This window comes from Nocardioides sp. (genome assembly GCF_030655615.1).
Lineage (GTDB): Bacteria > Actinomycetota > Actinomycetes > Propionibacteriales > Nocardioidaceae > Nocardioides.
The window spans coordinates 1-12,708 of the sequence record NZ_JAURVJ010000159.1; the positions used below are offsets into that span (position 1 = coordinate 1).

11 protein-coding genes are annotated in these 12,708 nt (G+C 73.1%); 5 read left to right on the top strand and 6 right to left on the bottom strand.

Annotation, left to right across the window (positions count from 1 at the left end; genetic code table 11):
- The 3 genes from Q7T52_RS13285 to Q7T52_RS13295 form a co-directional block, all read left to right on the top strand.
- Positions 1-1,462 (top strand): stealth family protein (locus tag Q7T52_RS13285; RefSeq protein WP_304803239.1); only part of this gene is annotated, 1,462 nt, incomplete at its 5' end.
- Positions 1,463-2,206, top strand: a complete 744-nt coding sequence (locus tag Q7T52_RS13290) for a hypothetical protein (RefSeq protein WP_304803240.1) — start codon at positions 1,463-1,465, stop codon at positions 2,204-2,206. It begins immediately after the preceding gene.
- Positions 2,203-4,929, top strand: a complete 2,727-nt coding sequence (locus tag Q7T52_RS13295; protein WP_304803242.1) for a stealth conserved region 3 domain-containing protein — start codon at positions 2,203-2,205, stop codon at positions 4,927-4,929. The genes Q7T52_RS13290 and Q7T52_RS13295 overlap by 4 nt, the downstream gene beginning before the upstream one ends.
- Before the next feature lie 324 nt (positions 4,930-5,253).
- Here the strand turns inward: Q7T52_RS13295 and Q7T52_RS13300 are convergent, their stop codons facing one another.
- From Q7T52_RS13300 to Q7T52_RS13325, 6 genes are all read right to left on the bottom strand, one after another.
- Positions 5,254-6,309, bottom strand: coding sequence for a sulfotransferase family protein (locus Q7T52_RS13300; RefSeq protein ID WP_304803244.1), 1,056 nt, complete (start codon positions 6,307-6,309; stop codon positions 5,254-5,256).
- Positions 6,306-7,316, bottom strand: coding sequence for a hypothetical protein (locus Q7T52_RS13305; protein WP_304803246.1), 1,011 nt, complete (start codon positions 7,314-7,316; stop codon positions 6,306-6,308). Before Q7T52_RS13305 ends, Q7T52_RS13300 begins: the two co-directional genes overlap by 4 nt.
- Before the next feature lie 29 nt (positions 7,317-7,345).
- A complete protein-coding gene (locus tag Q7T52_RS13310) occupies positions 7,346-7,669 on the bottom strand; it encodes a hypothetical protein (protein WP_304803247.1) in 324 nt (107 codons plus the stop codon).
- The gene (locus Q7T52_RS13315) at positions 7,666-8,892 is read right to left on the bottom strand and encodes an acyl-CoA desaturase (RefSeq protein ID WP_304803249.1); all 1,227 of its coding nucleotides are present in this window, start codon (positions 8,890-8,892) and stop codon (positions 7,666-7,668) included. Before Q7T52_RS13315 ends, Q7T52_RS13310 begins: the two co-directional genes overlap by 4 nt.
- A 45-nt stretch (positions 8,893-8,937) precedes the next feature.
- The gene (locus Q7T52_RS13320; protein WP_304803251.1) at positions 8,938-10,032 is read right to left on the bottom strand and encodes a ferredoxin reductase; all 1,095 of its coding nucleotides are present in this window, start codon (positions 10,030-10,032) and stop codon (positions 8,938-8,940) included.
- A 113-nt stretch (positions 10,033-10,145) separates the two neighbouring features.
- The gene (locus Q7T52_RS13325; RefSeq protein WP_304803253.1) at positions 10,146-11,237 is read right to left on the bottom strand and encodes a DNA polymerase domain-containing protein; all 1,092 of its coding nucleotides are present in this window, start codon (positions 11,235-11,237) and stop codon (positions 10,146-10,148) included.
- 130 nt (positions 11,238-11,367) lie between these two features.
- On the opposite strand from Q7T52_RS13325, the gene msrB reads away from it, so the two are divergent.
- The gene (msrB, locus tag Q7T52_RS13330) at positions 11,368-11,787 is read left to right on the top strand and encodes a peptide-methionine (R)-S-oxide reductase MsrB (protein ID WP_304803255.1); all 420 of its coding nucleotides are present in this window, start codon (positions 11,368-11,370) and stop codon (positions 11,785-11,787) included.
- A gap of 37 nt (positions 11,788-11,824) precedes the next feature.
- The coding region (locus tag Q7T52_RS13335; RefSeq protein ID WP_304803257.1) for a serine/threonine-protein kinase at positions 11,825-12,708 on the top strand (884 nt) is incomplete at its 3' end.

Below are 12,708 nucleotides of genomic sequence, written 5' to 3' on the forward strand. Positions count from 1 at the left end.
CGCGCTCGCCTGGGCGGTCGACGCCGCCCGGTCGGCCACCGACACCTGGCTGGTCGTGCCCGCCCACGAGCACCCGTCGCCCACCGTCGTCGTGCCGGTCGAGGCGCGCGCCGCGGTGCTCGACGCGCTGGCCCGACCGGGTGGGCCGGCGTACCTCTGCCTGCGGGACCCGGCCGAGGCCGGCTGGCCCGAGCGTCGAGGACCGGTGGCGGCCCTGGCCGCCGACCTCCGGCGCGGCCGTACGTCGGTCGTCGGGCTCGAGCCGTGGCCGCTCGTCGACGGGGCGCCGTCGCTGCTGTCGACCGGCTGCGGGGTCGAGATCGAGTTCTGGGAGACCGACCCGTCCGGCTCGCTGGTGGCGCCGCGCCGCAACCCCTACGCCGACCGGATCCCGCCCGCGGTGCTGGCCGGCGACGTGGTCGAGGCCGAGGTCGACGGCGTGACGGTCCGCTCGCTGCCGCTGATGCTGGCGCCGACCGCGACCGAGGTCCGCTTCCCGGTCGACGTCGTCTACACCTGGGTCGACGGCGACGACCCCGTCTGGGACGCGGCCCGGGCCGACCGGCTCGCGGCGCTGACCGGCGACACCGCGGGCGTCGCGCAGACGCGGGCGTCGAGCGGGCGGGCGAGGTACGTCGACCGCGGCGAGCTCCGCTTCTCGCTGCGCTCGCTGCACCTCTTCGCCCCGTGGGTGCGGCGCATCCACCTGGTCACCGCCGGGCAGGTGCCGTCGTGGCTCGCGGTCGAGCACCCCGCGATCAACGTCGTCGACCACCGCGACATCCTGCCGGCCGAGGCGCTGCCGACCTTCAGCTCCCACGCCATCGAGACCGCGCTGCACCGCGTCCCCGGGCTGGCCGAGCACTTCGTCTACCTGAACGACGACTTCCTGCTCGGCCGGCCGCTCCGGCCCGAGGCGCTGTTCAGCCCCGCCGGGCTGACGTCGGTGTTCTTCTCGCGGCAGAACGTCGGGCTCGCCTCGTCGGACGGCGCCGTCGCCGACGCCCCCGCGTTCCTGCGGGCGGCATGGAACAACCGCCGCCTCCTGCAGGACGCGTTCGGCGCCGTGACGCTGCGCAACCTGGCGCACGCGCCCTACGCCCACCGGGTCTCGGTGCTGACGGCGCTCGAGGAGCGGTTCCCCGACGCCTTCGCCGCGACCGCGCGCTCGCCGTTCCGCAGCGGCACCGACATCTCCACCCTCAGCTCGCTGGCCCAGCACTACGGGCTGCTGACCGGCACCGCCTTCGTCGCCTCGCTCGAGGAGCACCCCCTGACCTTCGTCAACCTCGCCAACGCCAACGCCGACGGGCAGCTGCGCCGCACCCTGCGTCGCGAGCAGGACTTCGTGTGCCTGGGCGACCACCACGACCACGCGCTCGGCGCCGGCCGGCTCGACCGCAGCCTGGCCGACTTCTTCGAGCGCTACTACCCCGTGGCCGCGCCGTGGGAGCGTGGCTGAATGGGCATCCTGTCGCGCGTCGTCCCCGGCCGGGTGGCCGGCTCGTCCGCCGAGGCCGTGCACGCCCGCGTCGCCGACGGCGAGCACCTGTGGCTCGCCGTGCGCGGCGCCGAGTCGCTGGTCCTCGTGCGTGACGGCGGACCCGACGTGGCCGTCGACGTGGTGAGCGAGACCCACGGCGACGAGACGCTGCTGACCGCCGTCGTGCCGGTCGCGGCCGCGCTGGCCGACGACCCCGCGCGCGAGGTGGAGCTGTGGCTCGCCCACGGCCGCAAGCACCAGCCCGTCACCGCGGCCTGGGCGCCCCGGCCCGAGACCCCGACCCTCGACGCCCCCGTCACCGCCGACCGGCGGTGGCAGCTGTCGGTGCACGACGAGGGCGGACGGGTCGTCGTACGTCGCTCCCCCGTCGCGCCGGTGGTCGTCGTGCTCGGCATCACGACCGTCGACGACGGCGTCGCGGTCCGGCTGGGGTCACCCGCACCCCTCACGACCGTGACCGTCGGCGGGGTGACGCTGCCGGTCACCGACGGCGTGGTGGTCCTGGGCGACGTGCCCGGCCTGCGGCTGGAGACCAACCTGCCGCTCGAGGCCGACGGGGTCGCGGTCGCCCGTGCCCGCAACGTGATGGAGCGCCCCCACTACGCCACCGCCTTCCCGACGCTGCCGGCGCCCGACCTCGAGCTGCGGTGGCTGCGCGACGGCCGGCTGGCCCTCTTCCGCCGCGAGGGAGGCGCCTCGTGAAGGTCTCGTTCCTGATCGCGACGGTCCACGACATCGGCGGCACGGCCGGCGCCGTGGTCACCCAGGCCAACGCCCTGGCGAGACGCGGCGTCGACGTCGAGATCCTCAGCGTCTTCCCGCCCGAGGGCCGCACCCACTTCCCGCTCGGGCCCGGCGTCGTCGTCCGCGACCTGGTCGACAACAGCCTCGAGACGCTGCGCGGCCGCACCCCGCTGCTCATCCCCGACAACGCCGACCCCGGGCTCGACGCGCGGGTCGACGCGGCGCTCGAGGCGGCGCTGCCCGCGCTGCGGTCCGACGTGCTCGTGACCGTGACCCCGGCGATGCTGACCTACGCCGTGCAGCTCGCGCCGGCGCGCACCGTCGTCGTCCACCAGGAGCACCGCTCCTCGCACTCGCGGCCCAACAGCCGCCACCTGCTGCTCGACGTCGCCCGGCGCGCCGACGTGGTCGCGATGCTGACCGAGCCGATGGCGCACTGGCTGCGCGTCGAGCTGGGCTCGGACTGCCCCGAGGTCGTCGTCGTGCCCAACGCCCTGGCGCCGGGCTTCCGCCCGCGCTCGCCTCTCACCGAGCCGGTGATCGTCGGCGTCGGCCGGCTGGCGAGCGAGAAGCAGTGGCCGGTGCTGGTGCGGGCCTTCGGCGCCGTCGCCGACCGGATCCCCGAGTGGCGGCTGCGCATCTTCGGCGAGGGTCACGGGCGCTTCGAGACGATGGGCATGGTCCGCAAGCTCGGGCTCTACGACCGCGTCGAGCTGCCCGGGCCGACCTCCGACATGCAGGCCGAGTGGGCGCGCGCGAGCCTGTCGGCGCTGACGTCACAGCCCGGCGAGGGGTTCCCGCTGGTGATCCAGGAGGCCATGGCCGCCGGGGTGCCGGTGATCGCCTACGACATGCCGACCGGGCCCCGCGACCAGATCGACCACGGCGTCGACGGCCTCCTCGTCACCCAGGGCGTCGAGGCCGGCCTGTCCGCCGCGATCCTGCGCCTGGCGACCGACCCGGCCGAGCGGCTCCGGATGGGCGCGGCCGCGCTCACCAAGGCTGCGACCTGGGACGGCGAGGCCATCGCCTCGCGCTGGATCGAGGTCTTCGAGGACGCCCTGCGCCGCCGCGTCCCGATCGGTGGGGCCGCAGGCGGTACGCCGGTCGCCGGCCGCACCGCCGCCGTCGCCGTCGGCCGCGTCGACGCCGTCGCGATCCACCAGGACCGCGCGCCGCTGGGCCGCGACGGGGTCGGCGTCACCCCCGAGCAGGCACGCCACGAGACCCTCGCCGCCGCGACCGCCCTGGCGACCGGGCTCGGCCCGCTCGCGGAGGGGTGGTTCGTGGTGCCCGGACGGGCCGGTCGGCCCGTGACCGTGGTGCTGCCGATGGCCGCACGGTCGTCGTACGTCGCGGGGCTGGTGGGGCTGGCCGAGTCCGGCGTGCTGCCGTCCTACGTCTCCGTCCACGACCCCGAGCACCGCGGCTGGCCGAGTCGCCGTGGCACCGCCGCCGAGATGGTCGGGCCGCTGCAGCGCGCTCGCACCGGCCGGCTGCTGCTCGACCCCTGGCCGCGCACCGACGGCCCCGACGGCGAGCGCGGCACCCTGCTCGGCCGCGGCTGCGAGGTGGCCGTGGAGTTCTGGGAGACCGGTCCCGACGGCGACCTGCACGCCGTACCCGGTCACGTCACCTGGACGACGTCGGTCCCCCGCGGCGCCACCACCGTGCCCGTGCGCGTGCACGACGTCGAGGTGCCGACCCTGGCGGCGATGGCCGCGCCGACCGTCTACGACGTCCGCTTCCCCGTCGACGTCGTCTACACCTGGGTCGACGGCTCCGACGAGGCCTGGGAGGCGCGGCGCATCGCCCGCCTGGCCGAGGTCACCGGCGACCCGACGACCCAGACCCGCGCCGCGAGCGGACGCGCCCGCTACGTCGACCGCGGCGAGCTGCGCTACTCCCTGCGCAGCCTGCACCTCTTCGCGCCGTGGGTGCGGACGATCCACGTCGTCACCGACGGTCAGGTCCCGGCCTGGCTCGACGTCGACCACCCGCGCATCCACCTCGTCGACCACCGCGACCTGCTGCCGGCCGACGCGCTCCCGACCTTCAACTCCCACGCGATCGAGTCGGTGGTCCACCGCATCGACGGCCTGGCCGAGCACTTCGTCTACTTCAACGACGACTTCTTCGTCGGGGCGCCCACCTGGCCCGAGGCGTTCTTCAGCCCGGCGGGGTCCCCCGCGGTGTTCCCGTCGTCGACGGTGGTGGGGCTGCCCGGCCAGGGCGTGCTGCCCTGGGCGCTGGCCGCCGACAACAACCGCCGGCTGCTGTCCGAGGCCTTCGGCGCGACCACGGTCAACACCCTGGTCCACGCGCCCTACGCCCACCGGGTCTCGACGCTGCGCGAGGTGGCCGAGCGGTACGCGTCCGCCGTCGACGCCACCACCCGTGCCCCGTTCCGCTCCGCGACCGACGTCTCGGTGCTGTCGTCGCTGGCGCAGCACCACGGCCTGCTCACGGGCGCGGCCCACGTCGGCGAGACCGACTACGCCTTCGTCGACATCACCGAGACCGTCGTGCGCCGACGCCTCATCGACCTGCTCCGCCGCGAGCGCGGCGGCTTCTGCCTGGGCGACAGCCACGACTTCGGTCGCGACCCCGCCCAGGTCGAGGTGCTGGTGGCGGAGTTCCTCGAGGCGTACTTCCCGATCGCCGCGCCCTGGGAGCGGTAGGCCTCCCTGGGCCGGGCCGCGCCCACGGGCTGGGCCGGTCGAGCGGTGAGTGAGCCACCGAATCCCGAGTCGCCGTCACCCGGAACGGTGGCTGACGCACCGCTCCGCCGGGCCGGACCGGTCGAGCGGTCAGTGAGCCACCCAATCCCGGTCACTCTGACCCGGAACGGTGGCTGACGCACCGCCCCCGCGGGCCGGACCGCGCCGGGCCGGGCCGGTCGAGCGGTCAGTGAGCCACTGAAACCCCTATCCCCACGACCCAGAACGGTGGCTGACGCACCGCCCCTACGGGCCGGACCGAGCCGGGCCGCCACGACGAGCTCCTCAGCCGCGGAAGCGCCCGAAGAAGCCGCGCGGCCGGTCATCGAGGTCTTCGTCGCTCGTGCCGAGGTGGGCCTCCTCGAGCTGCTGCTCGAGCTCGGCGATCTTGGACTCGAAGTCCTCGCGGACGTTGCCGCGCGTGCGGCGCCGCACGTGCACCTCGCGGGCCTGGGTGTGGTCGAGGGCGACGCCGACGGCGTGGTCGAAGACCCGCTCGTAGTCGGCGCGCAGCCGCGCGAGCTCGGTGGGTACGCCGGGGTCGGCCGGGTCGTCGACGAGCCGGAGCATCTGCTCCCAGGTGCCCTCGGCGACGGCGCGCAGCGTGTCGGGGACGTCGACGGAGTCCCAGGTGGTCTCGGAACGACGCAGCGTCGGCTCGATGAAGGCGTCGACGAGCGGCGCGCCGGTCTCGAGGTCGAGGTCGAGGTCGAGGCGGGCGCCGACGTCGGCGAGCACCGGTCGCCACTCGGCGAGCAGGTCGACGTAGCGGACGAAGACGCGCGGGTCGGGGCGGGTGACCTCCTCGGTCACCAGGCACGCGTGCACCCAGCCCGCGATGTTGGCGGTGGCCCGCTGGCGGCGGAAGCTCTCGCCCCGGTCGGTCGGCGTGTAGTGGGTGTCGCGGGACTTGGCGACCTCGACGGGGTGGCGCAGCATCGTGACGAAGCCCAGGCCGGCACCGCGCTGCGTCGCCGCCGCGCGCCACAGGTCGTGGAACCAGAAGGCCCGCGGGTCCTTGACGACGACCTGGCCCTGCCGGGCCTGCGCGAGCGCCTCACCGAGCCACTCGTCGAGCTCGTCGGCGTCGACCTCGGTCGGGAGGCCGCGGGCGAGCTCGGCGGCCTCGGGGCGCGAGTCGAGGGTGCGGACGACCGGGCTGCGGCGCAGGATCGCCTTGTGGAAGTCGACGACCCACTGCGACTCGTAGAACCCGCGCGGGTTGGTCTCGTCGGCCGGCACCTGCGGCTCGGGCAGGTGCAGCCCGAGCATGCTCAGTGCGCCGGCGACGGTGCTGGTGCCGCTGCGACCGGCGCCGGCGACCAGGACGACGCGGCTCACGAGGCCGTCCCGTCGGCGCGGGCCTCGGCCTCGCGCAGCTTGCGGCGGAGCTTCTCGAGCCGCTCGTTCTTGACCGCGAGCCGCCCCTCGAGCTCGGTGCGCAGCGCCAGCAGGTCGGACGACGTCTCGTCGGAGACGATCGCAGCGGAGGTGCGGTAGAGCTCGGCGTAGTCGGCGGCGAGCCCGTCGAGGGTGGCCATCGCCTCGGCGTCGGCCGGCTCCTCGACCAGCACGTGGGCAGCGGCCCAGGTGCGCTCGGCCAGGTCGACCAGCACCGCGGGCACGGTCAGGCCGTCCCAGGTGGCGGCCGAGCGGTTGAGCGACGTGGTCACGAAGTCGTCGACGGAGTGGGGGCCGCTGAGGTCGCCGGGGTCGACGCCGACCTGGTCGCAGGCGCGGGTCATCGCGGTCCGCCAGTCGCCGATGAGGTCGTAGTAGGGGACGAACGCGCGTGGGTTGCCGCGGGTGGCGCGCTCGGTGACGAAGACCGAGTTCATCCAGGCCGCGACGTTGGTCGTCTCGCGCTCGAGGCGCAGGTCGTCGGACCGGCCGCTGAGGTAGGCGGAGTCGCGCGAGCGGACGACCTGGGTGGGGTGGCGCAGCATCGTCAGGCTGGCGAGCTCGGCGCCGGTCGCGGCGACCACGCGCTCCCACAGCGGGTAGACCCAGTAGGCCCGGGTCTCCTTGATGACCACGACGTCGCCGTTGGGGCGCTGCGCCAGCTCGTCGGCGAGCCAGGCGCGCAGCGTCTCCTCCCGCTCGGGCGTCACGTCGGCCATCGCGACGTCACCGGCGTGTGGCCGGCTGTCGATCGTGCGGACGGGGATGCCGTTGAGCCAGTGCTTGTGGAACTCCGCGACCCACAGCGGCTCGTAGTAGCCGCGTGGGTTGCGGTCGTCGGTCTCGACCTCAGGCTGCGGGATGTGGAAGCCGAACCGCTTCAACGTGCCCGCGGCGCTGCTGGTGCCGCTCCGGCCGGAGCCGGTGACGACGAGGACCTTCTTCACCCGGGCGAGGCTATAGGACCCGTCCGGGGTCACCCGATGAGGGAGTTGGGCTGGAACCTCGCCAGCGGGTCGAGGTCGTCCGACGCCGGGCGGACGAACTCGAAGCCCGAGGTCAGCACGACCTCCCACGACGGCTCGAGCGCCCGGCGTACGTCGTCGGCGCAGGTGGCGTGCAGCGGCGGGGCGTGGAACTCGTTGCGGGCCACCTCGTCGGCCGACCCGACGAACGCGATCGGCCGGCCGAGCGGGGTGCCGCAGCCACCGCAGACGCGCGACAGCGCGCACTGGGTGACCTTGCGGCGGAGCAGGACGCCCTCGTCCCAGGCGAACAGGTCGGTCACCAGGTCGGTCACCCCCGTGCGGACGCCTGCGACCGGGACCACCCACCGAGCTCGGTACGCCGCTGCTGCCGGTCCTCGTGACGGTGCTGGCGGCTCTGCTCGACCTCCACCTCGACGTCGGTCCGGGGACCGTCGGCCTTGGTGAACTTGTTGGGCAGCGCCAGCTTGTGGATGGTGCGCAGGACCTGGCCGTACTGCCGATGCAGCGGACCGGTCGTGTAGGGGATGTCGTACTTGTCGCAGAGCGCGCGGATCTCGGGCGAGATCTCGCCGTAGTGGTTGCTGACCAGGTCGGGGAACAGGTGGTGCTCGATCTGGTAGCCGAGGTTGCCGCTCATGATGTGCAGCAGCTTGCCGCCCTCGAAGTTGGCCGTGCCGAGGATCTGGCGCAGGTACCACTCGGCTCGGGTCTCGTCCTCGAGCTCCTCCTCGGTGAAGTGGAGGGCCCCGTCGGGGAAGTGGCCGCAGAAGATGATCATGTAGGACCACACGTTGCGCATGAAGTTGGCCGCGACGTTGGCCTTCATCGTGGACTTCCACTCCTTGCCGCTGAGTGCGGGGTAGAGCACGTAGTCCTTGAACATCTGGTTGCGGCCCTTCTTGGCGATCTGCTTGAGCTGCCGCTTCATCTCCTGCGGGTCCTTCTTGCCCTTGCGGATCGCCTCGAGGTCGAGGTCGTGCAGCGCGACGCCCCACTGGAAGAGCCCGGCGAGCAGCGCGTTGTAGACCGGCTGGCCGAGGTTGACCGGGTGCCACTTCTGCTCCCGCGCCATCCGCAGCACGCCGTAGCCGATGTCGTTGTCGAAGCCGAGCACGTTGGTGAACTGGTGGTGGATGTAGTTGTGGCTGTGCTTCCACTGCTCGGCCGGCTGGCCGGTGTCCCACTCCCAGGTCGAGGAGTGGATCTCGGGGTCGTTCATCCAGTCCCACTGGCCGTGCATGACGTTGTGGCCGATCTCCATGTTCTCGAGGATCTTGGCCAGGCCCAACGAGATCGCGCTCGCGGCCAGGACGGGCCGGCGCACCTTCGGGTCGAGGGGCGAGCTGACGATCATCCCGATCCGGGCCGCCGCGGCCATCCAGCGCTGGGTGCGGATGACCCGGCGGATGTAGGCGGCGTCCTTGGCGCCACGCGCCTGCTCGACGCGCTCACGGATCTTGTCGAACTCGGCTCCGAGCGCCTCCACGTCGGCCTCGGTCAGGTGGGTGTACTCCTTGACGTCCGCGATAGCCACGGGGGTCCCTTCGTTGGTCGGTCAGGTGATCGATCAGGTGGTGGGTCAGATGTTGAGGGTGCAGGGGCCGACCGGGACGGTCACGCACGTCTGCACCTGCTCGTTGGGCTGGTCGTACTCGTCGCCGTTGCGCAGGTCGCGCACGGTGCCGGAGATCTTGGTGACGGTGCAGGTGTGGCAGATGCCCATCCGGCAGCCGTAGGGCATGCCGACGCCGGCCTCCTCGCCGGACTCGAGCACCGTGGTGGCGCCGTCGGACTCGACCTTCTTGCCGGAGTTCTGGAAGGTGATCTCACCGCCCTCGCCCCCCTCGCCACCGAGCTGGAGCGAGAAGCGCTCGAGGTGCAGGCTGTCCTCGAGGTCGTGCTTCTCCCAGTGCTCCTCGACCGAGTCGAGCATCGGGCCGGGCCCGCAGGCCCACGTCTCGCGCTCGGCCCAGTCGGGGACGACCTCTGCGAGGCCGGCGAGCCCGAAGATGCCGCTCTCCTCGGAGAACCACTCGTGGACCGTGAGGCTCTCGTGCTTGTCGTGCAGCCGGCGCAGCTCGTCGCGGAAGATCATCCGCTCGGGCGTGGTCGAGGAGTAGTGGAGGACGACGTCGCCCATCGTGCCGCGGCGGTCGAGGGTGCGCAGCATCGCCATGACGGGAGTGATGCCGCTGCCGCCGACGAGGAACAGCGACCGGGCCGGCGGCGGGTCGGGCAGCACGAAGTCGCCGTTGGGCGTGGCGAGCCGGACGATCGTGCCGGGCTCGAGACCGTTGACGAGGTGGTCGGACAGGAACCCCTCGGGCATCGCCCGCACGGTGATCGACAGCGTGCGGCCCGAGCGCTTGGGCGGGGAGCTGACCGAGTAGGAGCGCCAGTGGAACTTACCCTCGACCGAGACCCCGATGCCGACGTACTGGCCCGGGCGGTGGTCGTAGCGCCAGCCCCACCCGGGACGGATGACCAGCGTCGCCGCGTCCTCGGTCTCGGGGATGACCCTCTCGACCCGGCCGCGCAGCTCGCGCGAGCTCCACAGCGGGTTGAGCAGGGTGAGGTAGTCGTCGGGCAGCAGGGGTGTCGTGAGCTTGTCCGCACTCCTGCGGACCCGCTCCCAGCTGACCCTGCTGCGCGGAGGCTTGGTGTCGCTGGTCACCGGTTCAGTGAACAACTGTTGACTGACTGCCGTCAACGGAACTCGGGCATTCGAATGGTCAAATCGGGCCAGAAGTGGTCGTAGTCACCCGGAAGGGCGAGACGTCAGCCCCTTCACCGGTCGGTCGGGTCGATGAAGTTGCCGTCGGCGTCCCAGTGGTCGGCGACCTTCTTGCTCGGCTGCACCCGCGGCGGCTCCCCCGGCATCTTGGGGTAGTCGGGCGGGAAGCTGAGCTCGACGGCGCCCTGCTCCTCCCAGAGGTCGAGGAGTGGCTGCAGGGAGTAGGCCGTGTCGTCGATGCTGGCCCACGGATCGCCGTCGGCGACGCGGTCGGGCACCGTGAAGAGGTTGAACTCCTTGGGGTCGCGCAGGTCGGCCAGCTCGGCCCAGGTCACCGGCGTCGAGACCGCCGCCCCCGAGACCGGGCGCAGCGAGTAGGCCGAGGCGATGGTGCGGTCGCGGTTGTTCTGGTTGAAGTCGACGAAGATGCGCTCACCCCGCTCCTCCTTCCACCACTCGACGGTGACGCCGTCGTCGCGGCGGGCCAGCTCGCGGCCGAAGCCGATCGCGGCGTGCCGGACGTCGGTGAACTCCCAGTCGGGCCGGATCCGGACGTAGACGTGGACGCCACGGTTGCCGCTGGTCTTGGGGTAGCCGACGAGCCCGAGCTCGCGGAGCAGCTCGTCGGCCAGCCCGGCGACGCGCACGGCGTCCGCGAACGTCGTACCGGGTTGCGGGTCGAGGTCGATGCGCAGCTCGTCGGGCCGGTCGACGTCGCTGCGACGAACCGGCCACGGGTGGAAGGTCAGCGCGCCCATGTGGGCGCACCAGACGGGCACCGCGATCTCGGTCGGGCAGATCTCGTCGGCCGTGCGCCCGCTGGGGAAGGTGATCCGGACCGACTCGAGGTAGTCCGGAGCGCCCTTGGGCACGCGCTTCTGGTAGAACGCGTCGGCGTCACGGTCCTGCGGACCGGTGGCCAGCTTCATCCCCTCGCGCACCCCCGAGGTCCACCGCTCCAGCGCCGTCGGCCGGTCGCGCAGCGCCCGCATCAGGCCGTCCTCGACGCTGGCGAAGTACTGCGCCACCATCAGCTTGGTGACCTCGGGCGTGCGCTCGGTGGCCTCGTAGATCACCCGGTCGGGGCTCGAGACGCGCACGGCGCGTCCCCCGGCCTCGACCTCGGCGGCAGGGGTCTTGGGCATGGCCCGACCCTAGTGCCGCGAGGCCCCGGGCGGAGGGGCCGCGGGTAGCCTCGGCAGGGTGAAGCTCGCCTGGCCGTTCGGACGCCGCCACCGACCGCAGGAGTGGGCGGCCACCCGTAGGCTTGACGGCATGGCCTACGACGTGGAGAAGACCGACGAGGAGTGGCGAGCCGAGCTCTCGCCCGAGGAGTACCAGGTGCTGCGCAAGGCCGGCACCGAGCGAGCGTTCGTCGGCAAGCTGACCGACACCGAGACCAAGGGTGTCTACAAGTGCAAGGCCTGCCAGGCCACGCTCTTCGAGTCCGACACCAAGTTCCACTCCGGCTGCGGCTGGCCGTCGTTCTACCAGCCGGTGACCGACACGATCGAGTACATCGACGACAGCACCCTCGGCATGAAGCGCACCGAGGTCCGGTGCGCCAGCTGCGGCTCGCACCTCGGTCACGTCTTCCCCGACGGCTACGGCACCCCCACCGGTGACCGCTACTGCATCAACTCGGTGAGCCTGACCCTCGAGCCGGTCGACGGCTCGGGTCCGATCGCCGGCTGACGTTCCGGCCGGACGCGGGCGGGGTAGCGTCCCGGCCGTGTCCCTCACCTACGGTCGTTATCGCGTCGAGCACCAGATCGGCCAGGGCGGCATGGGGGTCGTCCACCTCGCGACCGACACGGTGCTCCAGCGCCCCGTGGCGCTCAAGGTGGTCACTGCCGTGCTGGCCGACAGCGACGAGTTCCGGGCCCGCTTCGCCCACGAGGCCGAGGCCCTGGCGCGCCTCGACTCGCCCCACATCATCCAGATCTTCGACCACGGCGAGCAGGACGGCGTCCCCTACATCGCCACCCAGTACGTCGCCGGCGGCGACCTGGGCGGCCTGCTGGCGGAGCGCGGCCCGCTGCCCAGCGCGATGGCCGCCTCGGTCTGCGCCCAGGTGGCGGACGCGCTCCACGACGCCCACCGCATCGGCATCGTGCACCGCGACGTCAAGGCCACCAACGTCCTGGTCCGCGATCCCGCCGCGGCCGACCTCCACGTCTACCTGTGCGACTTCGGCATCGCCAAGAGCGACGACTCCGACGGCATGACGCGCCCCGGGGGCGTCGCCGGCACCTGGGCCTACCTCTCACCGGAGCGGGCCGACGGCTCCCCCGCCACCCCCGCGAGCGACGTCTACGCCGCCGGCTGCCTGCTGTGGACCTGCCTCACCGGGGCCCCGCCCTTCGGCGGCACCGAGGCCCAGGTGGTCCTGGCCCACCAGAACGCGCCCGTCCCCCAGCTGGCCGACGGGGGTGACCCCGCGACGGCGATGATCAACCGCGTCCTCGCCCGGGCACTGGCCAAGGACCCCGCCGCGCGCTACGCCGACGCCGCCGAGCTCCGCGGCGACCTGACGGCGGCGGCCCGGACCGGGTCGAGCACGGCGGCCGTCCCGGCCGCTGCGCCCGAGACGGCGGTCGCCCCGTCGGCCACCCG

Excerpts from the sequence above, each read along its gene's own strand:
- Q7T52_RS13290 (WP_304803240.1), top strand. The coding sequence starts at position 1,463 with ATGGGCATCCTGTCGCGCGTCGTCCCCGGCCGGGTGGCCGGCTCGTCC.
- msrB (WP_304803255.1), top strand. The coding sequence starts at position 11,368 with ATGGCCTACGACGTGGAGAAGACCGACGAGGAGTGGCGAGCCGAGCTC.
- Q7T52_RS13325 (WP_304803253.1), bottom strand. The coding sequence starts at position 11,237 with ATGCCCAAGACCCCTGCCGCCGAGGTCGAGGCCGGGGGACGCGCCGTG.